Raw genomic sequence first — 22,998 nt, forward strand, 5'->3', positions numbered from 1 at the left:
TTACCGAACGATCATTCAGGAATTCGGGGAGCGTCGATGAAGACCCTCACGAGCCGCCACCAGGGCGAGCAGAGCACCGGCGAGAGCGCCGGCCACGCCGGGTCCGCCGGCCACAGGCAGGCCACCAGCCACGGCGCCCCCACGGCCCGTAGCCACGACCCGGCCGACGACGAGGCGGGGCGCGCCGCGTTCGACGCGCTGATCGCGGCCGACTCCCGCGTCGAGCCGACCGACTGGATGCCCGACGACTACCGCCGGACGCTCATCCGCCAGATGTCCCAGCACGCGCACTCCGAGATCATCGGCATGCAGCCCGAGGCGAACTGGATCACCCGGGCGCCGAGCCTCAAGCGCAAGGCCATCCTCATGGCGAAGGTCCAGGACGAGGCGGGCCACGGCCTCTACCTCTACTCCGCGACCGAGACGCTCGGCGTGACCCGCGACGAGCTCACCGAACAGCTCATCTCCGGCAAGGCGAAATACTCGTCGATCTTCAACTACCCGACCCTGAGCTGGGCGGACATCGGCGCGATCGGCTGGCTCGTCGACGGCGCCGCCATCTGCAACCAGGTGCCGCTCTGCCGCTGCTCGTACGCGCCGTATGGCCGCGCGATGGTCCGCATCTGCAAGGAGGAGTCGTTCCACCAGCGCCAAGGTTTCGAGATCCTCCTCACCCTGATGCGCGGCACGGAGGCGCAGCGGCGCATGGCTCAGGAGGCGGTCGACCGCTGGTACTGGCCGTCGCTGATGATGTTCGGGCCGCCCGACGGCGACTCGCCGAATTCGGCCCGGTCGATGGCCTGGAAGATCAAGCGGTTCTCGAACGACGAGCTGCGGCAGCGCTTCGTCGGCATGCTCGTGCCGCAGGCGGAGGCGCTCGGCGTGACCCTCCCCGACCCCGAGCTGCGTTGGAACGAAGAGCGCCAGGCCTACGACATGGGCCCGATCGACTGGTCGGAGCTGCAGGAGGTGATCGCGGGCCGCGGCCCGTGCAACGCCCAACGCATGCAGCGGCGGCGCGAGGCTCACGAGGACGGCGCCTGGGTCCGCGAGGCGGCGGCCGAGTACGCCCGCAAGCAGGCTGAGCGCACTCCCCACGAGGAGGCCGTCGCGTGACCGGCACTGAAGAGGGAGGCACGAAACCGTCGACCGCGCGTTCGGAGACCAGGAACGCCGCCGGCTGGCCGCTGTGGGAGGTGTTCGTCCGCGCCTCCCGGGGCCTCAGCCATGTGCACGTCGGCTCCCTGCACGCGCCCGACGAGCAGCTCGCGGTGCGGAATGCGCGAGACCTGTACACGCGGAGGAACGAGGGCGTCTCCATCTGGGTCGTCCGGTCGGACGCGATCACGACGAGCGACCCGGACGCCAAGGACGCGTTCTTCGAGTCGCCGTCGGGCAAGAACTACCGCCACGCCACGTATTACACGGAGAGCGAAGGGGTGAAGCACCTGTGAGCGACGAGCCCGGCACCCACGAGCCCGGCACCCACGAGCGCGGCGCCCCCGACCACGGCCACGTCGAGCTCAGCGCCGTCACCCTCTCGGCCGAGTTCGTCTCGACCGACGCGCCCGCGACCCCCGATGTCGCCGAGTACGCCCTGTGGCTCGGCGACGACGCGCTCATCCTGTCGCAGCGGCTCGGCGCCTGGATCTCCCGGGCTCCGGAGCTCGAGGAGGACGTCGCGCTCGCCAACATCGCGCTCGACCTCATCGGGCACGCGCGCTCCCTCCTCCGCTACGCCGGCACGGCGACCGGGCGCACCGAGGACGACCTGGCGTACTGGAGGGACGAGACCGCGTTCCGGTCCGCCCACCTGTTCGAGCAGCCCAACGGCGACTTCGCGCACACCATCGTTCGCCAGTTCGCAGCGGCCCACTACTTCTTCGAGCTGTACGACCGCCTCCGCCTCTCGACCGATCCGGTGCTCGCCGGAGTCGCCGCGAAGGCCGTGAAGGAGGTCGACTACCACCGCGACCACGCCGACCAGTGGATGCTGCGCCTCGCTCTCGGCACCGACGAGTCGCGCCGCCGGACGCTCACCGCCCTCGCGGATGTGTGGCCGAGCGTGGCGGAGCTATTCCGGGACGAGCCGCTGATCGACCGGCTCGAGGGCATCGCGGTCCGTCCCTCCACGCTGTTGGAGCCGTTCGACGCCTCCCTCCGCCCGGTGCTCGAGGAGACCGGGATCGAGCCGCCCACGACGTTCGCCTCCTCGGGCGGGGGCCGCCGCGGGCGCCACTCCGAGTACCTGGGGCCGCTCCTCGCGGAGCTCCAGGTGCTCGCGCGACAGCACCCGGGAGCGACATGGTGAACCACTTCGCGGAGGCGGAACGGGCCTGGGAGGCGGCGGCCGCGGTCATCGACCCGGAGGTCCCGGTGCTGACGATCGACGACCTCGGCATCCTGCGCGAGGTGACCGTGACCGATGACGGGGTCGAGGTCGTCATGACCCCGACGTACTCGGGCTGCCCCGCGATGGACACGATCCGCGAAGACGTCGTCCGCGCTCTGGCCGCGGAGGGCTTCGAGCGGGTGAGCGTGCGGCTCGCCCTCTCGCCCGCGTGGACGACCGACTGGATCAGCACAGACGGCAAGCGCGCCCTCGAGGAGTTCGGGATCGCGCCTCCCACCGGCGTCGCCGCGGCCGGTGGACCGGTCCGGCTGACTCTCGCCGTGAAGTGCCCGCACTGCGGGTCGCTGAAGACCCGGCAGCTCTCACGGTTCGGGTCGACCTCCTGCAAGGCGCTGTTCGTGTGCGAGGAGTGCTCGGAGCCCTTCGACCACTTCAAGGCGCTGTGAGGGCGCGGTCGATGGCCCGGGCGCGATTCCACACGCTCGCCGTGGCCGATGTGCGTCCGCTGACGGCGGCCAGCGTGGAGGTGACGTTCGCGGTCCCCGACGAGCTGGCGGGCGAGTACGACTATCTTCCGGGACAGCACGTTGCCCTGCGCGCGACGGTCGAGGGGCGCGAGCTGCGACGCAGCTATTCGATCTGCAGACCGCCGCAGCCGGCCCGGGAGGGACGCCCCGGCCGCATCTCGGTGGCGATCAAGCGCGACCTGGGCGGCGCCTTCTCGACCTGGGCGACGACCCAGCTGAAGCCCGGCGACCGGATCGATGTCATGAGCCCCCAGGGCACGTTCACGGTCGACCTGGAGGCGCTCGACGGCACGCACGTGGCGGGCATCGCGGCGGGGTCAGGCATCACGCCGCTGATGGCGCTCGCATCCAGCGTGCTGACCGCCTCCCCCACCTCGCGCTTCACGCTCGTATACACCAACCGCACAGCGATCGACGTGATGTTCCTGGAGGAGCTGGCCGACCTCAAGGACCGCTACCCCTCGCGCCTGGCGCTGCACCACGTTCTCTCGCGCGAACAGCGCTCCGCCCCGCTGCTGTCTGGGCGCATCGACGAGGATCGCCTCCGCCGGATGCTCGACGCGCTGCTGCCGCCGGAGACCGTCGACGAGTGGTTCCTCTGCGGGCCGTTCGAGCTCGTGCAGCTGTGCCGCGACGTGCTCGAGACGTACGACGTGCCGCGCGACCGCGTGCACTTCGAGCTGTTCACGACCGGGGAGCCGGGCGAGCCGCGCGGCGATGTCGGCCACCCGGTCGTCGTCCACGAGGGCGAGAAGACGGCGACGGTCGAGTTCACGCTCGACGGGACGACGTCGACAGTGACCACGCCGGTCGACGCGAACGAGTCGGTGCTCAACGCCGCGCTCAGGGTGCGCGCCGACGTACCGTTCGCGTGCACGGGCGGGGTGTGCGGGACGTGCCGGGCGCGCCTCCTCTCGGGCGACGTCCGGATGACGGAGAACTACGCGCTCGAGCCGGAGGAGCTGGAGGCGGGCTACGTGCTCACCTGCCAGTCGCACCCGCTGACCGACCGCGTCGTGGTCGACTACGACGTGTGAGCCTCCTGGAGGAACAGTGATCGATCTCGCCATCGCCGACGGCATCGCCCGGATCACGCTGAACGCGCCGCAGCGACTCAACGCCCTCGGACCTGAGGGCCTCAGGGAGCTCGACGCCGCGTACGCATCCGCCGAGGAGGCGCGCGTCCGTGCCCTGGTGCTGCGCGGCGCGGGGAGGTCGTTCTGCGCCGGACGCGACATCGCCGGGGTCGACCCGGCAACCGACGACGTCTCGGGGTATCTCGACCGGCTGGTCGCGCCGCTCATGCGCCGGATGGCGGCCTTCCCCGCCCCGACCTTCGCGGCCGCTCAGGGAGCCGCCCTGGGTGTCGGGCTCGGCCTCCTGCTCGCCACCGATGTCGTGTTCGTGGCCGAGGACGCCAAGGTCGGCTCACCGTTCGCCGCGCTCGGCGCCGCGCTCGACTCCGGCGGCCACTGGCTGCTCGTCTCGCGCCTGGGGCCGCACCGCGCGCTCGACCTCATCTACTCGGGGAGGCTCATCTCGGGTGAGGAGGCGGTGGCCGGCGGCCTGTTCTCGCGAGCTCTCCCCGCCTCCCAGCTGGACGAACAGGTGGAGGCGGCGGCGAGCGCGGCAGCGAGCGGTGCGACCCAGGCGCTTCTGGCGAGCAAGCGCATCGTGGCCGGCCTGCGCGACGGCTCGCTCGACCTGTGGGGGTCGGTGGCCGCCGAGAACGCGGCCCAGGCCGCCCTCCGCGACACGGCCGACTACCGCGAGGGCTTCCGCGCCTTCCAGGAGAAGCGCCCCCCGCACTTCCGCGGCCGCTGACCGCCTCCCCCGCCCCCACCCACCCGCGAGTCCCCCAAGAATGCGGCGTCCAGCCCCGAAATCGCGAACTCTGGGGAGACTCGATAGCGGGCGCGGCGAGCGCCAGGCACGGAGGCGCGCGGAGCGCGGGGCGCGCGTCAGACGCGGGCGGCGAGGAGGCGGCGCACGGCTCCGAGCGGGATCGGCACCCAGCTGGGCCGGTGCCGGGCCTCGTACGTGACCTCGTACACCGCCTTGTCGAGCTCGAACGCGTCGACGAGGCTCTGGTGGTCCTGCAACTCGCTGCCGGCGATCGACGCGTACCCCTCGAGGTATGCCTCCCGGGCGCGCGCGGCCCACGCCGAGGCGTCGATGGGAGGCTCGCGCTGGGCCAGCGAGCCCGCCACGTAGTCGAACGAGCGCAGCATCCCGGCGACGTCGCGCATGGTCGCGTCCGGCTCGGACCGCTCCGACAGCGGGCGCAGCGGCTCCCCCTCGAAGTCGATGAACTGCCAGCCGCGATCCGGCGAGAACAGCACCTGCCCGAGGTGCAGATCGCCGTGGATCCGCTGGAGGATCGGCACCGGGGACGCGGCGGCCGCCTCGTACACCGCGGCGATCCCCTCCCGCAGCTCGGACACCTCCGGCACCTCGGTCGTCGTGATCGTGAGGCGTCGGAACATGGCGTCCAGCGCTCGACCGATGTCCTCACGCGTGGCTTCGCGCGTCGGCAGCACCCGCGCCATCAGCTTGTGCAGCTCTGCGGTGCCGGAGCCGAGGGCGAACGCACGATCGGCGAAGTCCTCCCCCGCTTCGGCGGCGGTGACTGCGAGTTCCCAGCCGTCCTCCGCTCCGGGCACGAAGTCCTGGATGAGCCCCAGCTCGCCGTGGGCGGCGCGGCCGTCCGGGAGGGGCCAGTCGCCCGTCACCCAGCCGAGGAGCGCGGGGGTGCGGCGCGAGCCTCCCTCGGTCAGCGCCGCGAGCGTGGAGACGTCGGGGTTCTCGCCGTCCTGCACCACGCGGAACACCTTCACGAGCGCCAGCCGGCCGTCGTCGAGCTCGGCCACGATCGACGTGTTCGACTGCTCGCCGGTGAGCCGACGGGAGGAGCGGACCGCGATGCGCGGGGCCAGCGCGTGCCCCGCGGCGGACGCCTCCCGCCCTTCGGTCCGCCCGCCGCCGGTCATCAGGTCGACCAGTGCGGAGACGTACACCTCCTCGGCGGGCCCGTCGTAGAGGAGGCGGCCGCCCGCCTCCCCGATGAAGGCCGACGGGTCGCCCTCGCCGCTGGATCGCGCGACGACGGGCACCTGGTACACGCGCGGGGTCCGGGGTGCGTCATCGCAGAAGAAGTACGTGACGATCCGTGCGTCGGGGTCGGCCGGCTCGATGTCGAACGACCCGAGCAGCCGCAACCGCGGTTCCACGCTCTTGGTCGAATACCAGCGCTGGCGCCGCATCCACGACCCCACGAGCTCCGTGAGTTCGGTCATGCCTGAACCGTACGCCCGGGATGCGGGTTGGGCGATAACGGCAGGCGAACATGCAGGGAAGGCGGGCGAACGTGCATGGCCCGCGGTCGGATTCGCGCGACGGAGCGCGACTACCGGGTCCCGAGCGCGATGCCGCGCGCGGCCATGAACGGCAGCGGGTCGATCTGGACGCCGTTCACGCGCACTTCGAAGTGGAGGTGGCACCCGGTGGAGGCGCCGGTCGTCCCGACCTGTGCGATCGCCTGCCCCGCGGCGATCTGCTCGCCGACGGTCACGCCGATCCCCCCGTCGCGGATGTGCCCGTATGCGGTCCGGACAGCACCGCCGTGGTCGATCAGGATGAAGTTGCCGTACGACCCGTTCGGCCCGGCCGCGACGACGGTGCCGGCCGCCGCGGCGAAGATGGTGGTCCCGCAGGCCGCGCCGATGTCATCACCCGGATGGAACGGCGCGGTTCCCGCCGGCCGGGAGGGACGCGGCCCGAACCCGTCGGTCAGCGAGCCGTGGACGGGGAGCGCCCAGCCGTCCGGGATGAGCGACGGGTCGACCGTGAGGGAGGACCAGCCCTGCCCCGCCGTGATCACCGTCGGCAGGGAGGCGAGGGCCGCCGCCGCCGAGTCCACGCGACCCTGCGCTGCGGCGACCTGTTCCGCGGGCGTGGTCGTGTCGACCGATCCGACCGCGGCGTCGGCCTGTCGCGCTGTCGTGTCGAGCCGGTCCGCCGCCTTCCGATCGCTCACCGCCGCCGCGATCGCCGCGTTGCGGTCGGCCGCGAGGGCATTCAGCCGGTTCACCGCGCCGAGCTTGGTCAGCAGGTCGCCCGGTGTGGTCAGCGCCGCCGAGAGCGGGTCGGGGTGGAGGCCCGCCGCCCCGGTCGTCCGGAGGAGAGCGGTGGCGTAGGCGGCGGAGGCGAGCGCCTTCTTGCGGGCGGCGTCCGCCTGCGTGGTGAGCGCCTCCGCAGCGGCCTGGGCCTGGGCCCGCGCGTGCTCGGCGGCGCGGGCGGCGTCGGAGGCGTCCGCGAGCTCCTGCTGCGCCGAGGCGAGGTCGGTGGCGAGCTGCGCGGCCTGCTGCACGTCGACGGGGTTCGCGGTCACCCCGGGATCGATCTGCGGGAGGTCCAGCGGCACGTTGTCGGTCGGCGGGGGCCCCTCAGGCGTCGGGGACGGCGTCGCGCCGGGCGAACCGGGCGTGCTGGGGGTCGGCGTCGGAGTGGGGGTCGGCGTCGGGGCGGGCGTGCGCGTCGGAGTGGGCGTCGGGGCGGGCGTGCGCGTCGGAGTAGGCGTCGGGGTGGGCGTCGGCGTCGGCGTCGGGGTGGGCGTCGGCGTCGGCGTCGGGGTGGGCGTCGGCTTCGGCGTCGGCGTCACCGTCGACGGCGACGGCGACGGCGTGACCGTCGGAACCGGTGTCGTCCGGATGGCATCGCTCCCCGGCGTCGGTGTCACGCACGATGTCGCGGCGCACCCCTCCGCCGCCGCTGCCTGCGGCGCGAGCACGACACCCGCGGCCAGCGCCACCGCCAGCCAGGCGGGAGCCCAGCGGCGCGGTCCCCCGCGTCGTCGCCTGCCCTGCCCCGTCGACGACCGTCCCATGGTTGCGCGGCCCACGGGCGAACGCCGCCAGGCCGTAGTGAGATACTCTCACCGGGCGCGGAGGCGCGACAAGGACCCCGAAAGGGGTCGGATGCTGTTCCCAGCCTCGGCACGTTACGGTGAAGGATTGTGACGGACACCTCTGCCCCTACGCGCCCGCGCTCCTCCCGCCGGAGATCGGGGTGGAAGACCCTCCTCCGCGACGTCGTGATCATCTTCGTCGTCGCGGTGCTGGTGTCCTTCCTCATCAAGACGTTCGTCGCGCGGTCGTTCTACATCCCGTCCGGGTCGATGGAGAACACCCTCCAGATCAACGACCGCATCATCGTCAACGAGCTTCAGCCGAAGGTGTTCGGCCTCCAGCGCGGCGACGTGATCGTGTTCAAGGATCCGGGCGGCTGGCTGCCTCCCGCCGCGCCCCAGACGGGCAACGCCCTCCAGCAGACGGTCGGCGGCGTCCTCGACTTCGTCGGCCTCGGCGCCTCCGACTCCGACCAGCACCTCGTGAAGCGCCTCATCGGCCTGCCGGGCGACCACATCACGTGCTGCAACGCCCTCGGGCAGATGAGCGTGAACGGCGTGCCGCTGAAGGAGCCCTACGTGCTCCTCCCCGCCGGCGTGCAGGCCGTGTCCGGCAAGCAGTTCGACGTCACCGTGCCGAAGGGCAGCGTCTGGGTGATGGGCGACAACCGCTACAACTCCGCCGACTCGCGGTATCACATGGACGACCCGGGCAAGGGTTTCGTGCCGCTGAGCGACGTCGTGGGCAAAGCCTTCGTCATCAGCTGGCCGGCCAGCCACTGGACCTGGCTCGACGACTACCCCGACGTGTTCCGCGGGGTGGAGCGCGAAGACCAGAACTAGCCTGGGCTCGTGGACGCGGATCGTGGCAACGGTCGGCCCGTCGTAGAAACGCACGCCGGGCGGGTCCGCGGCGTGGATGACGGACGCGTCGCGGTCTGGCGGGGCATCCGCTACGGCCGGCCTCCGATCGGCGCGGGCCGCTGGCGCGCGCCCGAGCCGCCGGAACCGTGGGAGGGGGTCGCGGACGCCTCCCGGTTCGGCCCCGCGTCGCCGCAGAGCCGCACACCCGGCGTCCCGCTCAGCCCGGACACGGTGTTCGACGAGGACTGCCTGTTCCTGAACGTCTGGCGACCGTCGGGAGGCGCGGACCGCAAGCCCGTGATGGTCTGGCTGCACGGCGGCGCGTACGCCTTCGGCTCCACGGCCCAGCCCATCTACGACGCGTCCGCGTTGGTCACGACGGGGGACGTGATCGTCGTAACCGTCGCCTACCGCCTGGGCGCGCTCGGCTTCCTCGATCTGCGCTCGGTCGCGTCCGCCGGCGAGGACTTCGACACCAACCTGGCGCTCCGTGATGTGCTGCTGGCGCTCGCCTGGGTGCGGGACGAGATCGCGGCGTTCGGGGGCGACCCGGGCACCGTCACAGTGTTCGGTCAGTCCGCCGGAGCCGGTCTCGTCACGGCCCTGCTCGCCAGCCCCGCTGCAGCGGGTCTCTTCCATCGCGCCATCTCAGAGAGCTCCCCGGCGGGTTCGATGTACGGAGCGGAGCGGTCGGCTGCTGTCGCCGCACGCTTCCTCGCGGCCGCCGGCGTCCGCGCCGACGACTCGGTCACGCTCCGGCGCCTCCCCGTCGAGAAGATCGTCGAGGCCGCCGCGACGGTCTATCGGGAGGTGCCGGTCGCGTCTCCCGGCACCCTCGCCTTCGCGCCGGTGGTGGGCGACGACATCCTTCCGGAGCATCCGATCACCGTGCTGAGCGAGGGCCGGGGCCTCCCCGTCCCGCTGATCATCGGCAGTAACCGGGACGAGGCGACGCTGTTCCGCCTGATGCGGTCGCCGCTCCTCCCGATCTCGACCCCGGCGCTCGAGCGGATGTTCGAGGCGATGCGGCAGGAGCGTCCCGATGCCCCCGTGCCCGAGCGGGATCAGGTGCTGGCCGCCTACGAGTCGGTCCGGAGGCGCGCCCTCGGTGTCGGCATCGCCACCGACATCGCCTTCCGGATGCCGACGGTCTGGGTGGCGTCCGGGCACGCGAGCGTCGCCTCCACCCATCTGTACCGCTTCGACTTCGCGACGCCGCTTCTCCGCCTCACCGGGGTGGGCGCCTCCCACGCCACCGAGCTCCCCTACGTCTGGGGCAACCTCGGCACGTTGCCGCGTGACCCCACCTACCGCCTCGGCGGCCGGCGCGCCGGCGAGGTGCTGTCGCAGCGGATGCGCACCCGCTGGACGGGGTTCGCGCGCACCGGGAACCCGGGCGACGACTGGCGTCCGTACACCGCGACAGACCGCGCGACGCTCGTCATCGACCGGGAGGACCGGCTCGTCGACGACCTGGACGGCCCCCTCCGCGCCGGCTGGGGCGACGTCGTCCTGTCGTTCCGCTGAGCCCCGTCAGCCGAGCCCGATCGCCTCAGCGCGCGGTCGCCCAGCCGACAGCCACCGCCTCCAGCCCGCAGACCGCGATGGCGGCCAGCTGGACCCGGGGGTGGAGGAGCGCGATCGCGACGAACTCCCGGAGCGTCGCCGAGGGGACGAAATAAGCGGCCACGCGGGCGCCCGTCGCCTCGGCGTCGATCCCCAGCCTCCGCGCCAGCATCGCGGCCCGCAGCACGTGGTAGCCGCTCGTCGCGATGACGACAGGCCCCGGGCGCACCGCACCGGCCCGCGTGCCGTCGGCGATGATCTCCTGCGAGAAGCGCAGGTTCTCCTCGGTGTTCGTCGACCGCGTCTCGGGGAGGACGCGAGCGGGAGGGATTCCCGACTCGAGCAGCAGGAAGTCCCGCATCGCAGCGCCCTCGGCGACGAGCTCGTCAGCGCCCTTGCCCCCCGAAGGCACGATGACCGGCGCGAGACCCGCCTCCTCGCTCCGCCGGAAGACCTCGGCGCCGCGATCGAGCCGGGCGGCGAGCAGAGGGGGCACCCGTGCTCCGAAGAGCCCGGAGCCCAGCACGATGATCGCCGTGGCGGTCGCGCCGCGCGTCGAGCGCCGGTAGACCCAGCCGTAGAGCAGCACGACCACGAAGAAGACGCCGGCGTAAGCCGAGAGGGAGGCGGCGAGCGCCGAGAACCCCACCAGGAGCCCGCGGATCATCGGCGGGGTCTCCGGCTGCGTGGCGACCCGCAGGAACCATCCGACCAGCGGGGGCACCACCAGCAGGATCACCCCGGCGATCAATGACAGCCCGTGCGACAGGCCGGCTCTCTCGCGCCGCAGGACGACGACGCCGTTCGCGATGAGAAATCCGGCGAGCACGAGGACCAGCAGCGGCAGGGCGCCGACGACCACAGCCAGACCGAACGCGAGCACCGGAGATGCGGCGACCGGCAGGGCGGCGATCCCGACGAGAGCGCACCAGACGCCCAGGAATCCGAGGACCCCGACGCTCAGACGCCGGCGGTCCCGTCGCCACAGGATCCCGGCGGCGAGCGCGAGGAGGAGGGCGGCGATCAGGGCGGGCATCGCTTCGCATTACATCACGCGAGGAACGACTGCTCCGACGGAGCCGGCTGCGGGACTCGAACCCGCGACCGCTCGCTTACAAGGCGAGTGCTCTACCAACTGAGCTAAGCCGGCCTGACGGTCGCCCGTCGCCCACCATCCTAGGGGACCGCGCGCGGCTGTCGCGGCGACGGCCTCCGCGCCGGATCAGGGGGTCGCGGACGGCGCCGGTGTCGGGGTGGCGGTGGAGGAGTACTGGTCGCCCTGGGCCTGGAGCACGAACGCTTTGAAGGCGTCCGCGTCGGTGAGCGAGCCCGTGTAGGGCTTGCCGTTGACCAGAACGAGCAGGGCGGTCGTCATCTTCTTGACGTCGGAGTCGGGGATCGGGCCGCTCAGGGCCCGGTCGCTGGCGGAGCCGATCCAGCTGACGAAGCGGCCGTCGTCGACGCACGAGTCGATGTCGGTGATGCGGGAGACGCCCGAGGCCGCCGCGCGCTGCTTCAGCTGCTCGTCGGTCAGACCGGGGCCGCCCTCCTTGGGCTGGTTCTCGAACAGCGCCGCGTTGAAGCTCCAGAACGCGCTGGGCGAGTAGTTGGCGACGCAGGCGGCCGCGTTCGCCGCACGGAGGGAGTACTTCGTGCCGGCCGAGTGGCCCGTGTAGATGGCGACCGGGTGCACCTCCACCGTCACCGCGCCGTTCTTCACGAGCGGCTCGAGCGGCTTGAGGTTGGTGCGCTGGAAGTCGCCGCACAGCTTGCACAGGTAATCGGCGTAGATCCGGATGTGGACGGTGCTGCCCTTCGGGTCGGGCTTCGTCGCGACGGGCTGCGCGTCGGCGGGCAGGGCGGCGGTCTCCTTGACCTTGAGACCGGAGCCGATCATCACGCCGTCGCTCGCCATGTTCTTCGGGCCGGGCACCGTCGGGCGGATGGCACCGACGATGACCACGGCGACGATGGCGGCGATCGCGATGATGCCGAGCACGATCCCGCCGCCGAGGAGGGCGCGGTTCCGGCGGTCGCGGCGCTGCTGGGTCGTTCGGAGCTGACGGGCCTTCTCCCGGGCCGCGGCGCGGACATCGCTCCGGCTGACGTCGGGGTCGGAGGTGGGGCTCATGTGGGGTAATCGGCTCTCGGGGTCGTTCGGCGCTGCGCGGGGCGACGCAGCGTGACGCGTGCACCGCAGCGCACGCAACCGTTCGAGCGTAGGACGCGAGTCTGGGAATGAACCAGACGGTCGCTGGACGCGCGGAGCACACGAGGGGCCGGGCCGAACCGGGGCGGTCGTCGGCGACCTCGCGGATGCCATACTATGTGTTCGTGGCATCGAAGCCCATGGACGTCGACGCCACGTTCATTCCATTCACAACGGATCGTCCGGCACGTACCTGCCGGTGAAGGAGAAGTAAGACAATGGCGACTGTCACCTACGATAAGGCGACCCGGCTCTACCCGGGCTCCAACCGCCCCGCCGTGGACGCCCTCGACCTCGATATCGCCGACGGCGAGTTCCTCGTCCTCGTCGGCCCCTCGGGTTGCGGCAAGTCCACGTCCCTCCGCATGCTCGCGGGTCTCGAAGAGGTCAACGACGGCAACATCTTCATCGGTGAGCGCAACGTCACCGACGTGCCGCCGAAGGACCGCGACATCGCGATGGTGTTCCAGAACTACGCGCTGTACCCGCACATGACCGTCGCCGAGAACATGGGCTTCGCCCTGAAGATCGCCGGTGTCGGCAAGGAGGAGCGCGCACAGCGCGTCCTCGAGGCGGCGAAGCTGCTCGACCTCGAGCCGTACCTCGGCCGCAAGCCGAAGGCCCTCTCCGGCGGTCAGCGTCAGCGCGTCGCCATGGGCCGCGCGATCGTCCGCTCCCCCCAGGTGTTCCTCATGGACGAGCCGCTGTCGAACCTCGACGCCAAGCTCCGCGTCCAGACCCGCACCCAGATCGCGTCGCTGACCCGCCGCCTCGGCGTCACCACCGTCTACGTCACGCACGACCAGACCGAGGCGCTGACCATGGGCGACCGCATCGCGGTCCTGAAGGACGGCGTCCTCCAGCAGGTCGGCACCCCGCGCGACCTGTACGCCCAGCCGAACAACGTGTTCGTCGCCGGCTTCATCGGCAGCCCGGCCATGAACCTGTTCCAGGCCGACGTCACCGACGGCGGCGTCAAGTTCGGCTCCGCCGTGGTCCCGGTCGACCGCGACACGCTGGCCCCGGCCGGCAAGTCGGTCACGATCGGCGTGCGCCCGGAGGACGTGGTGGTCTCCACCGCCGAGGGCACCGGCCTCAAGGTCGTCGTCGACCTCGTCGAGGAGCTCGGCGCCGACGGCTACCTCTACGGCCACTCGGAGGTCGAGGGCAAGCGCACCGACATCGTCGGCCGCGTCGACGGCCGCCTGCACCCGAACGCGGGCGACACCGTGTACATCACCCCGAAGCCGGGCCACGTGCACGTCTTCAACTCCGAGACGGGCGAGCGCCTGGGCGGTGCCGTCGTCGACTGAGCCGTCGGCTAAAGTCTCAGGAGCGAATCCCCACTCTGCCGCAGTCCGGATCCGGGCTGCGGCAGAGTGCCTTTTCGGGGCGGGTCCGCTCCCGCCCGTTCACCGACCGGAGGAACCCGTGGCCGGATCCGTCAACATCACCGCAGCGACCGTCGACCCCGCGCTGCTCGACCTCCCGTGGAACATCCCCCTCGAGGACTGGTCGAACGAGCACATCGCGCTGCTGCCGAAGGGCATCAGCCGGCACCTCGTCCGGTTCGCCAACCTCTCGGGCTACGTCATCGCCATCAAGGAGACGACGGCCGAGATGGCTCAGCGCGAGTACGACATGCTCCGGACCCTGCAACGTCTCGACGTGCCGTGCGTCGACCCGGTGGCCGTCATCAAGAACCGGTCGGATGACGACGGCACGCCGCTGAACGCCGCGCTGGTCACCCGGCACCTCAAGTTCTCGCTGCCGTACCGCGCGCTCTTCTCGCAGACGCTCCGCCCCGACACCGCCACGCGGCTCGTCGACGCGCTCGCCGTGCTGCTCGTGCGCCTCCACATCGTGGGCTTCTTCTGGGGCGACGTCTCCCTCTCCAACACCCTCTTCCGCCGCGACGCCGGCGCCTTCGCCGCCTACCTCGTCGACGCCGAGACGGGCCAGCTGTACGAGGGCGGCCTGTCGAACGGCCAGCGGGAGAACGATCTCGAGATCGCACGCGTCAACATCGCCGGCGAGCTCATGGATCTGGAAGCCGGCGGCCGGGTCGACGAAGAGCTCGACCCGATCAGCCTCTCCAACGGCATCGTGCAGGCGTACCGCTCGCTCTGGAAGGAGCTGACCGGCAGCGAATCATTCTCGTCATCGGAGCGCTGGCGCATCAACGACCGCGTCGAGCGGCTGAACGAGCTCGGCTTCGACATCGAGGAGCTCGCGATCAAGACGTCGGACGAGGGCACCAAGGTGCGCATCCAGCCGAAGGTCGTCGATGCGGGCCACCACCAGCGGCGGCTCCTCCGGCTCACCGGGCTCGACACGGGCGAGAACCAGGCCCGCCGCCTCCTCAACGACCTGGACTCGTACTCGGCCACACTCGGCAAGCAGGGTCTCGACGAGGAGGCGATGGCCCACGAGTGGCTGCTGCGCGTCTTCGAGCCGGTCATCCGGTCGATCCCATCCGACCTCAAGGGCAAGCTGGAACCGGCCGAAGTGTTCCACCAGCTGCTCGAGCACCGCTGGTTCATGTCGCAGAAGGAGGGGCGCGATGTCCCGCTTGCGGAGGCGCTGACCTCCTACATCAACGACATCCTGCGGCACCGGCGCGACGAGGCGACCGTGATCGCCCCGCCGACCGAGACGATCAGCATCCCCGTCGTCGGAGGCGCTGCCGCCGACGACGAGGACGACTGGCGCTCGAAGGTCTGACCGACGGCCGTGTTCGAAGGAGCACTAGTCCCGCGACATGTTCCTTCTGAGCTCGTCTTCGATGGTCTCGAGCTCGATGGCTTGACGCCGTCGCGCTTCGTGAGCTTCCTCTTCGAGGTCGGCGACCGCGGCCACCGCTGCGTGGACGTTCTCGTCGACCTCATCTGAGATCTTCTCGAGCACCCACCGGAATTTGGGATCGTCGGCTACTCCTTCCCTGGTGGCGAGCCCGTAGAAGTCTTCACGCATCGATGTCATCCGCGCGCGGTAGTAGTCGATGAACTCTTCTGCCTGCTCGATGCGGCGTCTCGCGTTCTCGTTCTCTTCGCGGTGCGCCTCTTCTCGTTCGCTCAGCGAGCGATAGTCGTTCGGAGTCATGGTCTGATGCTCTTCACGCCGCGACCGTACTCGTTGTCGGAGGCGATCCGCTCAAGGCCTTCCGTCACTTTCTTTTCGACCGCACCTGAGAGCGCCATGCCGACGTTCGCTGCTGCGACCGTCGTGGTCACAGCGACGGTCGCTCCCTCCATGGCCAGCCAGCTCGCGCTCTTGATGGCCAGGTATTGGCTTTCGACGATCGGAGGGAGGAGAGCGTCGAGCATCCTTCTTGCGGCACCACGGACGGCTTCGTCGATCGCCGCGATCGTCTCGTCGACGCTGTCGGAGGCCGCTCTCGCGGCGCTGTCGATCAGCTGCGGCAACCAGAATGACACTATCTCTCTCCTATCGGGCCGAGTTCGTATGCGCGAGCCCATTGCTTGTCTTGCTCGACGGCGTTTCTGACGACGTTGTTCACTCTGTCTGAGATCTTCACGACCGTGGCGACGTGATCGTCGACGAGACGGTCCACGGCCGCAACCGCGCCTTCGTCGATGCGGAGCTCGACGTGAAGGTCGTGCTTCCATATGCAGTCTTCGATGTCCGATTCCGTTATCCACGGGTAGAGCTGGGCCGCCGCCCTCTTCGCGTTGGCGAGAGCTGCGGTCATCGACGGAATCAGGTTGCCGTTGACCTCTTTGATCGTGTGGAGGTGCGTCGTCAAGCCGCCGATCGATGCCGCGAGCGCGCCGGCGCCCACGGTGTCGACCGTGACGATCAGCCCCGACAGCACGGTGCCCAGAGTGGAGGCTTTCATGCTCTTGACCGTCGACGTCAGTCCGTCGACGATCCGCAGGGCCTGCGCGTGGCCCGGGTCCACGACGTCCAACGCGGCCGCGATCTCTTCCACCGTGGGCAGTCTCCCGCCCGAATTGCGCAGGACTCCGCCGTCGAAGACGAATCCCGTGGCCAGGTTGTGGTAGTCGAGCAGCCCCTTCCCGGGCGCGTCCTTGACGAGAACGCCGGCGCCCGTCTTGTGTCCGAAAGAGTTCCCGATCAGGTCGAATTGGTTCACCCAGTTGGTCATGGGACGATTGCCCAGCTCGCGCTGCTCGCGGATCCAGTCCTTCGCCTGTGGGGAGAGCGCCTCCCACGGATCCGGACCGTTGAAGGTCGTCGACGGTAAGTGTCTCTCCCCCGCAACCCACATCGCCAGGAACCCGCCCAAGGAATGCCCGACCGTCTCCATCCGGGCTCCGGCGTGCCCGTCCTGCTTCAGCCGCGTCTCAAGGTGATCCATGAACTTGTCGGCCACGTGGGTCTGGGTGCCCGGCCCGGTCCGCTTGCTGGTTGCCGTAACTAAATCGGCCACGAGGTCGGCACGGTCAGCGGGGTTCGTCCCCGCGAACGCCACATAGACGTGCGAGAAATCGGGCTCGCCGTCCACGATCGGCACCGCCGCCATCCCCTGAAAACCGGACACCGGATCGGTCGCCGTGTCGTAGACGAAGAACTCTTGCTCAGAAGCACCATCGTCCCTTGAGAAGACTTCCCCAGCACGCAACTGCTCTCGCGGTTCGAGTGGGTCGACAGTGTAAGACATGTCTGCGATGAGCTTGTAGTCCTCAGGGGCAATCACTCAATCACCTCGGACGAACCGTCACTGAAGATCACGCTCACTGCGGGCCGGGGTGACTGTGGAGGCAGGGTGGGGAGAGGTTCCCCTGCCGTGAAATGCGTGCCGAGTAGCATTCGATACTCCCTGCCTTGAATGGTGACGACAGCCCTTGCCGACCAGGACGCTCCTAAGCCCGGCTTGCTTCCTTCTTCCGTGAAGCGGATTTCCTCTACGCCCGCTCGTTTCTGCGCGAAGCGCTCAGCCACCGCCCGCTGATTCGCGAGATTCTCTTGCTGCCTACTCACTGCATCCCCTCCTAGCGCGCATGCGCTCAACCCCACGGCCAGGGCGACGACGATTCCGATGACAATCACGACCCGCTTACGCATGCGCTTCCGGCCCGCAGCACACAGCGTCAAACTCGCACCCACTGGCTATCCCGGAGCCTCGGACCGGGACCCGGGACCCGGGACCCGGGATGACCGTGCTGCGGCCCGCGAAAATCGGGCGTTTGCAGCGGATAGGAGCCCCACATCAGGGGCTCGCGGAACACGCGCGGCAAGCGGCATCCGCTGTCCTCGGCACCTCATCCGATCTCCCCCGCAAGGCCGACATGTAGGCTCTCGCTGGGCTCCGAGATCGGTGTCCACCCACTCGCCCCACGAGAGATACGTGAAGCCTAGCACTCACATGTGATATTTGTCATGTGAGTGTGAGGCGCGACAATACCCCTGGGCGGGCGGGAAAGTACGCTACTGACGCGCCTGCGCGCGCAGCTTCGCGATCTCGTAGAGCGTGACGCTGGCTGCGATGCCGGCGTTGAGCGACTCCGTCGACGCCGAGATCGGGATGGACACCACGGCGTCGCACGTCTCGGTGACGAGGCGCGAGAGCCCCTTGCCCTCGCTGCCCACGACGATGACGACCGGGCGGTCGGCGAACGACAGGCCCGGAAGCGACACGTCTCCCCCGCCGTCGAGCCCGAGCACGAAGACGCCGGCCTTCTTGAAGTCCTTGAGCGTCTGCGTGAGGTTCGCGGCCATGGCGATCGGCGTCCGGGCCGCGGCGCCGGCCGAGGTCTTCCAGGCGGATGCCGTCATGCCGACGGAGCGCCGCTGCGGGACGATGACGCCCTGACCGCCGAACGCAGCCGTCGACCGAATGATCGCGCCGAGGTTGCGCGGGTCGGTGATGCCGTCGAGCGCGACGAACAGCGGGGTCTCGCCCTTGCGGAGGGTGAGGTCGAGCAGTTCGCCCGGGTGCGCGTACTCGTATGGCGGCACCTTCAGCGCGACGCCCTGGTGCACGGCGTCGCGGCCCGCAAGGCGGTCGAGCTCCGGCCGCATGATCTCGAGCACCGGGAGGGACCGGCCCGTCGCGATCGTGAGGATCTCCTTAGTCCGGTCGTCCATCTCGATCCGCGACGCGATGTACAGCGTGGAGGCGGGGATCCCGGCCCGCAGCGCCTCCAGGACCGAGTTGCGGCCGGTGACGATCTCGCTCTCGTCCCCGGTCTTGGCCCGGCGGGAGGCGCCCGATGCGCCGCGCGGGGCCCCGTCGCGTCCGCCCCGCTGGGCGGCCTTCGCCGCGGCGCGCTCGCGCAGCTGCTTGGCCTTGTACGCGGGGTGATACTCGCGGTCCTCGGCCTTCGGCGTGGGGCCCTTGCCCTCGAGCGCCTTGCGGCCGTGTCCGCCGGTACCGACCTGCGGGCCCTTGCCGGACTTCCTCACGGCTCCCGCGCGGGGCTTTCCACCCGAGTTCTTCATTCGTCGATGCTCCAATGCGACCCCGTCGGGGTGTCTTCGATGGTGATGCCCGCGGCGGTGAGCTCGTCGCGGATGCGGTCTGCGGCCGCGAAGTCTTTCGCCTGGCGCGCCGCCTGGCGGTCGCCGAGCAGCCGCCCGACGAGTTCGCCGAGAGCGGCCTCAGCGGCGGACGACCCGCCCGAGCGCCACTGCGGCGAGAGCGGGTTGATGCCCAGCACCTCCGTCATGGCGAGGACGTGACCGCGTGCGGCCGCGGCGGCCTCCAAGTCTTCCGCATCGAGCGCCGCGTTTCCTGAACGCACCGTGTCGTGCAGCACGGCGAGCGCCTGCGGCACGCCGAGATCGTCGTCCATCGCTTCGGCGAAGGCGTCGGGTACGATCTCGACGCCCGAGCCGGCGAACCGGGTGCCGTCGAGCCGGCGGTCGACCCGGTCGAAGAACCCGGCGATGCGGTCGAGCGCCGCCTCCGCCTCGCTCAGCGACCCGTCGTGGAAGTCGATCGTCGACCGGTAGTGCGCCGACCCCAGGTAGTAGCGGACAACGAGCGGCCGGGCGGCGCCGAGCAGATCGGAGGCGTAGACCGAGTTGCCGAGCGACTTGCTCATCTTCTGGCCGTTGACGTGCACGAGCCCGTTGTGGACCCAGTAGTTGGCGAACGCGTCGCCCGCGGCGGTGGACTGCGCCAGCTCGTTCTCGTGGTGCGGGAAGCGCAGGTCGAGGCCGCCGCCGTGGATGTCGAACTGCGGGCCGAGGTAGCGGCGCGACATGGCGGAGCACTCGATGTGCCAGCCGGGTCGCCCCTCCCCCCACGGCGACGGGAAGGAGGCCGACTCCGGCTCCTCGGGCTTGCGACCCTTCCAGAGCGCGAAGTCGCGCGGGTCGCGCTTGTCGCGAGGGTCGGCGTCGGCGGCCGCCTCCATGTTGTCGATGCTCTGACGGGTGAGCTCGCCGTAGGAGGGCCAGCTGCGCACCTCGAAGTAGACGTCGCCGGAGCCGTCGGCCGCCGCGTAGGCGTGGCCGCGATCGATGAGCCGCTGGATGATCGCCTGCATCTGGGGGATGCTCGCCGTGGCGCGCGGTTCGTAGGTCGGAGGCTGGATGCCGAGAGCGCGGTAGCTGTCCGAGAACTCGAGCTCGAACCGGTAGGCGAGCCCCCACCACTCCTCGGAGCTGCCCTCGGCCTGCTGGGCCGCCGCGTTCACGAGGATCTTGTCGTCGATGTCGGTGACGTTGCGCACCAGCGTGACGTCGAACCCGCGGTACGAGAGCCAGCGGCGCAGTTGGTCGTAGACGAGCGCCGAACGGAGGTGCCCGATGTGCGGCGACGACTGCACGGTCGGCCCGCAGACGTACATGCCGACCGCGCCCGGGCGCAGCGGGATGAAGTCGCGGAGGGCGCCGGCCTTCGTATCGAACAGTCGCACAGTCACGCCACAAGCCTAGAGGGCCCGGCCCCCGGAAGCGGCGTGCGCGTCAGCGGAGGAGGAGCGCCGTCGCGTAGGCCGAGATGCCCTCGCCCCGTCCGGTGAAGCCCAGGCCGTCGGCCGTCGTCGCGCTCACCGACACGGGCGCGCCGAGGATCCCGCCGAGGAGCGCCTCCGCCTCGGACCGTCGCGGTGCGAACTTCGGGCGGTTCCCGACCAGTTGGACCGAGACGTTCCCGATGCGGTACCCCTCCGCCTCCACGAGCCGCCGGGTCTCGGTGAGGAACACCTCCCCGTGGGCGCCCGAGAAGCGGGGGTCGCCCGTTCCGAAGACCTCGCCGATGTCGCCGAGCCCCGCGGCTGACAGCAGGGCGTCCACGATGGCGTGGGCCACGGTGTCGCCGTCGCTGTGACCCGCCAGCCCGGTCTCCCCGGGCCAGTGCAGTCCCGCGAGCCAGAGCTCGGCGGAGGGGTCGAAGGAGTGCGTGTCCGTCCCGAACCCGACGCGCGGCATCAGGGAGGCGGAGAGCAACTCCTCGGCCCGGCGCAGGTCCCACGGGGTGGTGATCTTGAAGGCGTGCGCGTCCCCGGGGACGACCGTCACGCGGTGCCCGATCGCGGCGACGAGTGCTGCGTCATCCGTCTCGTCGGTCGAGGCCGCGCGGTAGGCGGCGAGCAGTACCTCCGCCGGGAATCCCTGCGGCGTCTGAACCGCGGCGAGTTGGGAGCGGTCCACCGTCTCGCGCACCGTGCTGTCCTCGTCGATGCGTTTGATGGTGTCGCTCACGGGGAGGCCGGGCACCACTCCGTCGCCGGTTGCCACGACCTCGTCCACGACGGCGTCGAACAGCGTGGAGGGAGTGAGCGCGCGAGCCGCGTCGTGCACGAGGATGACGTCGGCGCTCTCGACTGCGGCGAGCCCTGCGGCGACCGACTGCTGCCGGGTCTCGCCGCCGGCCACCACCTGCACCGAACCGCTGAGAACAGCGGCGGCGAGGCCGCGCGCCTCATCCAGACGCGTCTCCGGCGCCACGATCACGGTCTGCCCGCGATGCCGCATGCCGCGAACGGAATGGAGGGAGCGCTCCAGCAGGGTCTGGCCGGCCAGTTGCACGAACGCCTTGGGGAGGTCCGCCCCGAGCCGTGTGCCCGAGCCCGCCGCCACGATCACGACCGCGACGCGCGGCTCACCGTTGATGTCCACGACACGAGACTACCGCCGGGGCGGCGCCCGACGACGACGGCCCCGCTGCCGGAGCAGCGGGGCCGTGAGTCGAGCGGGTGAAGCCCTAGGAGGCGAGCACCTCGTCGAGGAGGCTCGAAGCCTGCTCGTCGTCGGTCTTCTCGGCCAGGGCGAGCTCGGAGATCAGGATCTGACGAGCCTTCGCGAGCATGCGCTTCTCGCCGGCGGAGAGCCCGCGGTCCTGGTCGCGGCGCCACAGGTCGCGGACGACCTCCGACACCTTGATGACGTCGCCCGAGGCCAGCTTCTCGAGGTTGGCCTTGTAGCGACGGGACCAGTTGGTGGGCTCCTCGGTGAACGGAGCGCGCAGCACCTCGAAGACGCGGTCGAGGCCCTCCTTGCCGATCACGTCGCGCACACCCACCAGGTCGACGTTCTCGGCGGGGACCTCGATGGTCAGGTCGCCCTGCGTCACGTTGAGCTTGAGGTACAGCTTCTCTTCACCCTTGATGATTCTCTTCTTGACTTCGGTGATCGTTGCGGCACCGTGGTGCGGATAGACGACGGTCTCGCCAACCTCGAAAAGCATAGATATGTTGTCCCTTCAGCAAAGAATAGGATACCACACGAGGCACATGCTAAGGTTCGCCCTCACGCCCACCGGACCCCGGGATCGCGCCGTCCCCATACGTTAGAGTGGAGGGGAAAAATCCGCCTCGCACACGGCCGCACGCGCCATCGAGCGGAACGATCTGGAGGGACATCAGTGAAAGCTCGAGTCGCGGCGTCGGTCGTCCTCGCCCTGGCGGTCGCGCTGGGTGCAAGCGCCTGCACGCTCGTCGCACCGCAGGCCACCACCAAGCACTACGACGCCAGCGACGGCATCAGCGGCAGCGTCGGCCAGGTCGATGTGCGGAACGCCATGATCATCGCCGACGCCAAGGGCGGCACCGTCGGCAACCTCGTGGTGACCCTGGTCAACACCGACTCGAAGAGCCACCGCGTGCGCATCACCGCCGGGCAGCAGGGGTCCACCCCCGCGTACGTCACGGTCGAGCCCGGGCAGGTCAAGCAGCTGGGCCGCAACCCGCAGTCGGCGAACGGCAGCACCGTGCTGATCCCGGGATTCGACGCGAAGCCGGGTGCACTCTTCCCCGTCTACTTCCAGTACGGCGACGCCACGGGTCTCGACCTCACCGTCCCGGTCCTCGACGGCGGCCTCCCCGAGTACAGCAGCCTCGTTCCTCCCACCAGCGCCCCGGCCCAGCAGTAGGTTCTCCGGTCTCGGAGTTCGAAGCCGCCCTTCCGACCGGAGGGGCGGCTTCTTTCGTTCGCCTGCGCGGTGTCGACACCGCTGCCACACCTCCCCTTATTCGTGCCGAACGCGCCATTCGGGCGCGGCGAACGCAACATTCGGCCCGAATGTACTCAGCGGCATGCGCCGAGGTTCGTGCCGAATGCGGGGGTCGAGAGGGGCGAAGGAGGGATTCGTCACGAATGTCTTCGGGACCATCGAGGGAGGGGCGGCCGGCGCGGCACG

The 22,998-nt window shown here is 70.4% G+C and carries 23 protein-coding genes and 1 tRNA gene; 11 read left to right on the forward strand and 13 right to left on the reverse strand.

Features of this window, described 5'->3' with window-relative positions; translation table 11 throughout:
- Positions 1–36: 36 nt before the first annotated feature.
- The 6 genes from paaA to FPT20_RS11360 are packed head-to-tail and all read left to right on the forward strand — an operon-like array spanning position 37 to position 4,704.
- A complete protein-coding gene (gene paaA, locus FPT20_RS11335; RefSeq protein WP_158865337.1) occupies positions 37–1,116 on the forward strand; it encodes a 1,2-phenylacetyl-CoA epoxidase subunit PaaA in 1,080 nt (359 codons plus the stop codon).
- The gene (gene paaB / locus FPT20_RS11340) at positions 1,113–1,454 is read left to right on the forward strand and encodes a 1,2-phenylacetyl-CoA epoxidase subunit PaaB (RefSeq protein WP_158865339.1); all 342 of its coding nucleotides are present in this window, start codon (positions 1,113–1,115) and stop codon (positions 1,452–1,454) included. The genes paaA and paaB overlap by 4 nt, the downstream gene beginning before the upstream one ends.
- Positions 1,451–2,311: a 1,2-phenylacetyl-CoA epoxidase subunit PaaC gene (gene paaC, locus FPT20_RS11345; protein WP_158865341.1), complete on the forward strand. Its 861-nt coding sequence runs from the start codon at positions 1,451–1,453 to the stop codon at positions 2,309–2,311. The genes paaB and paaC overlap by 4 nt, the downstream gene beginning before the upstream one ends.
- The gene (gene paaD, locus FPT20_RS11350; RefSeq protein WP_158865343.1) at positions 2,305–2,799 is read left to right on the forward strand and encodes a 1,2-phenylacetyl-CoA epoxidase subunit PaaD; all 495 of its coding nucleotides are present in this window, start codon (positions 2,305–2,307) and stop codon (positions 2,797–2,799) included. The genes paaC and paaD overlap by 7 nt, the downstream gene beginning before the upstream one ends.
- 11 nt (positions 2,800–2,810) lie before the next feature.
- On the forward strand, positions 2,811–3,917 hold the full coding sequence (paaE, locus tag FPT20_RS11355) for a 1,2-phenylacetyl-CoA epoxidase subunit PaaE (protein WP_158865345.1): 1,107 nt from the start codon (positions 2,811–2,813) through the stop codon (positions 3,915–3,917).
- A 16-nt stretch (positions 3,918–3,933) separates the two neighbouring features.
- On the forward strand, positions 3,934–4,704 hold the full coding sequence (locus tag FPT20_RS11360) for an enoyl-CoA hydratase/isomerase family protein (RefSeq protein WP_158865347.1): 771 nt from the start codon (positions 3,934–3,936) through the stop codon (positions 4,702–4,704).
- A gap of 137 nt (positions 4,705–4,841) precedes the next feature.
- Here FPT20_RS11360 and FPT20_RS11365 read toward each other — a convergent pair whose 3' ends face one another.
- From FPT20_RS11365 to FPT20_RS18015, 3 genes are all read right to left on the reverse strand, one after another.
- A complete protein-coding gene (locus tag FPT20_RS11365; RefSeq protein WP_158865349.1) occupies positions 4,842–6,176 on the reverse strand; it encodes a maltokinase N-terminal cap-like domain-containing protein in 1,335 nt (444 codons plus the stop codon).
- A gap of 110 nt (positions 6,177–6,286) precedes the next feature.
- A complete protein-coding gene (locus FPT20_RS11370) occupies positions 6,287–7,270 on the reverse strand; it encodes a M23 family metallopeptidase (protein ID WP_233265488.1) in 984 nt (327 codons plus the stop codon).
- A gap of 55 nt (positions 7,271–7,325) precedes the next feature.
- The gene (locus tag FPT20_RS18015) at positions 7,326–7,622 is read right to left on the reverse strand and encodes a hypothetical protein (protein WP_158865351.1); all 297 of its coding nucleotides are present in this window, start codon (positions 7,620–7,622) and stop codon (positions 7,326–7,328) included.
- Positions 7,623–7,894: 272 nt separating this feature from the next.
- On the opposite strand from FPT20_RS18015, the gene lepB reads away from it, so the two are divergent.
- Together lepB and FPT20_RS11385 are read left to right on the forward strand one after the other, a co-directional pair.
- A complete protein-coding gene (lepB, locus tag FPT20_RS11380; protein ID WP_158865353.1) occupies positions 7,895–8,629 on the forward strand; it encodes a signal peptidase I in 735 nt (244 codons plus the stop codon).
- Between the two features lie 9 nt (positions 8,630–8,638).
- Positions 8,639–10,177 carry a carboxylesterase/lipase family protein gene (locus FPT20_RS11385; protein ID WP_158865355.1) on the forward strand — a complete coding sequence of 513 codons (1,539 nt, stop codon included), beginning with the start codon at positions 8,639–8,641 and terminating at the stop codon, positions 10,175–10,177.
- 25 nt (positions 10,178–10,202) lie between these two features.
- Here the strand turns inward: FPT20_RS11385 and FPT20_RS11390 are convergent, their stop codons facing one another.
- From FPT20_RS11390 to FPT20_RS11400, 3 genes are all read right to left on the reverse strand, one after another.
- A complete protein-coding gene (locus FPT20_RS11390) occupies positions 10,203–11,252 on the reverse strand; it encodes a YdcF family protein (RefSeq protein ID WP_158865357.1) in 1,050 nt (349 codons plus the stop codon).
- A 41-nt stretch (positions 11,253–11,293) separates the two neighbouring features.
- A tRNA-Thr gene (locus FPT20_RS11395) sits at positions 11,294–11,366 on the reverse strand.
- Positions 11,367–11,438: 72 nt separating this feature from the next.
- Positions 11,439–12,347: a DsbA family protein gene (locus FPT20_RS11400; protein ID WP_158865359.1), complete on the reverse strand. Its 909-nt coding sequence runs from the start codon at positions 12,345–12,347 to the stop codon at positions 11,439–11,441.
- 296 nt (positions 12,348–12,643) lie between these two features.
- Between FPT20_RS11400 and FPT20_RS11405 the strand changes: the two genes are divergently transcribed.
- Both FPT20_RS11405 and FPT20_RS11410 read left to right on the forward strand, forming a co-directional pair.
- Positions 12,644–13,738, forward strand: coding sequence for an ABC transporter ATP-binding protein (locus tag FPT20_RS11405; RefSeq protein WP_158865361.1), 1,095 nt, complete (start codon positions 12,644–12,646; stop codon positions 13,736–13,738).
- Between the two features lie 118 nt (positions 13,739–13,856).
- Positions 13,857–15,149, forward strand: a complete 1,293-nt coding sequence (locus FPT20_RS11410) for a DUF4032 domain-containing protein (RefSeq protein WP_158865363.1) — start codon at positions 13,857–13,859, stop codon at positions 15,147–15,149.
- Between the two features lie 24 nt (positions 15,150–15,173).
- Here FPT20_RS11410 and FPT20_RS11415 read toward each other — a convergent pair whose 3' ends face one another.
- The 7 genes from FPT20_RS11415 to FPT20_RS11445 all read right to left on the reverse strand — a co-directional run bounded on the left by FPT20_RS11415 (position 15,174) and on the right by FPT20_RS11445 (position 22,047).
- The gene (locus tag FPT20_RS11415) at positions 15,174–15,527 is read right to left on the reverse strand and encodes a hypothetical protein (RefSeq protein WP_158865365.1); all 354 of its coding nucleotides are present in this window, start codon (positions 15,525–15,527) and stop codon (positions 15,174–15,176) included.
- The gene (locus FPT20_RS11420; RefSeq protein WP_158865367.1) at positions 15,524–15,862 is read right to left on the reverse strand and encodes a hypothetical protein; all 339 of its coding nucleotides are present in this window, start codon (positions 15,860–15,862) and stop codon (positions 15,524–15,526) included. Before FPT20_RS11420 ends, FPT20_RS11415 begins: the two co-directional genes overlap by 4 nt.
- Positions 15,862–17,106 carry a hypothetical protein gene (locus FPT20_RS11425; protein WP_158865369.1) on the reverse strand — a complete coding sequence of 415 codons (1,245 nt, stop codon included), beginning with the start codon at positions 17,104–17,106 and terminating at the stop codon, positions 15,862–15,864. Before FPT20_RS11425 ends, FPT20_RS11420 begins: the two co-directional genes overlap by 1 nt.
- A 731-nt stretch (positions 17,107–17,837) precedes the next feature.
- Complete coding sequence (gene rlmB / locus FPT20_RS11430; protein ID WP_158865371.1) at positions 17,838–18,851, reverse strand: 23S rRNA (guanosine(2251)-2'-O)-methyltransferase RlmB; 1,014 nt, start codon at positions 18,849–18,851, stop codon at positions 17,838–17,840.
- The gene (cysS, locus tag FPT20_RS11435; RefSeq protein WP_158865373.1) at positions 18,848–20,281 is read right to left on the reverse strand and encodes a cysteine--tRNA ligase; all 1,434 of its coding nucleotides are present in this window, start codon (positions 20,279–20,281) and stop codon (positions 18,848–18,850) included. Before cysS ends, rlmB begins: the two co-directional genes overlap by 4 nt.
- Positions 20,282–20,324: 43 nt before the next feature.
- Complete coding sequence (gene ispD, locus FPT20_RS11440; RefSeq protein ID WP_158865375.1) at positions 20,325–21,479, reverse strand: 2-C-methyl-D-erythritol 4-phosphate cytidylyltransferase; 1,155 nt, start codon at positions 21,477–21,479, stop codon at positions 20,325–20,327.
- Between the two features lie 85 nt (positions 21,480–21,564).
- On the reverse strand, positions 21,565–22,047 hold the full coding sequence (locus FPT20_RS11445; RefSeq protein ID WP_055914438.1) for a CarD family transcriptional regulator: 483 nt from the start codon (positions 22,045–22,047) through the stop codon (positions 21,565–21,567).
- A gap of 177 nt (positions 22,048–22,224) precedes the next feature.
- On the opposite strand from FPT20_RS11445, the gene FPT20_RS11450 reads away from it, so the two are divergent.
- Entirely contained in the window at positions 22,225–22,731 is a 507-nt protein-coding gene (locus FPT20_RS11450) for a hypothetical protein (RefSeq protein ID WP_158865377.1), read from the forward strand.
- Positions 22,732–22,998 lie beyond the last annotated feature (267 nt).

It is taken from the genome of Leifsonia sp. AG29 (genome assembly GCF_009765225.1).
GTDB lineage: Bacteria > Actinomycetota > Actinomycetes > Actinomycetales > Microbacteriaceae > Leifsonia.

Excerpts from the sequence above, each read along its gene's own strand:
- paaE (WP_158865345.1), top strand. The coding sequence starts at position 2,811 with ATGGCCCGGGCGCGATTCCACACGCTCGCCGTGGCCGATGTGCGTCCG.
- FPT20_RS11415 (WP_158865365.1), bottom strand. The coding sequence starts at position 15,527 with ATGACTCCGAACGACTATCGCTCGCTGAGCGAACGAGAAGAGGCGCAC.
- rlmB (WP_158865371.1), bottom strand. The coding sequence starts at position 18,851 with ATGAAGAACTCGGGTGGAAAGCCCCGCGCGGGAGCCGTGAGGAAGTCC.
- paaA (WP_158865337.1), top strand. The coding sequence starts at position 37 with ATGAAGACCCTCACGAGCCGCCACCAGGGCGAGCAGAGCACCGGCGAG.
- FPT20_RS11365 (WP_158865349.1), bottom strand. The coding sequence starts at position 6,176 with ATGACCGAACTCACGGAGCTCGTGGGGTCGTGGATGCGGCGCCAGCGC.
- FPT20_RS11390 (WP_158865357.1), bottom strand. The coding sequence starts at position 11,252 with ATGCCCGCCCTGATCGCCGCCCTCCTCCTCGCGCTCGCCGCCGGGATC.
- FPT20_RS11445 (WP_055914438.1), bottom strand. The coding sequence starts at position 22,047 with ATGCTTTTCGAGGTTGGCGAGACCGTCGTCTATCCGCACCACGGTGCC.
- paaD (WP_158865343.1), top strand. The coding sequence starts at position 2,305 with ATGGTGAACCACTTCGCGGAGGCGGAACGGGCCTGGGAGGCGGCGGCC.
- FPT20_RS11400 (WP_158865359.1), bottom strand. The coding sequence starts at position 12,347 with ATGAGCCCCACCTCCGACCCCGACGTCAGCCGGAGCGATGTCCGCGCC.
- FPT20_RS11405 (WP_158865361.1), top strand. The coding sequence starts at position 12,644 with ATGGCGACTGTCACCTACGATAAGGCGACCCGGCTCTACCCGGGCTCC.